The organism is Sphingomonas sp. 10B4 (assembly GCF_035019905.1).
In the GTDB taxonomy this organism is placed as follows: domain Bacteria; phylum Pseudomonadota; class Alphaproteobacteria; order Sphingomonadales; family Sphingomonadaceae; genus Sphingomonas; species Sphingomonas glacialis.
Map to the genome: position 1 here is coordinate 1 of NZ_JASJVC010000437.1, position 228 is coordinate 228.

Consider the following 228-nt stretch of genomic DNA (forward strand, 5'->3'; position numbering starts at 1 on the left):
GCTATGCGACGCCGCGCCTACATGGTCAAACTATGGTGTACCAGCCGCATAGCGGTGGCGGCGATTACCTGCAACTGGGTACAGATAATGTCTGGCTGGCAGCAGTTGGCAGTGCGGCGTTTCCGTGGCGAATTGCGTTTGCCTTTAGCGCCGCAATCGAATGGCCAACTGGAATTGACGGAATTAAGCTCGTACCAAGCACAACGACAGGGACAGAACTTACCGCTG

General features: G+C 55.7%; 1 protein-coding gene. It reads left to right on the forward strand.

What is annotated here, in order from left to right:
* Nucleotides 1-32: 32 nt before the first annotated feature.
* On the forward strand, nucleotides 33-228 hold a 196-nt coding region (locus QN347_RS20415), incomplete at its 3' end, for a hypothetical protein (protein ID WP_323494490.1).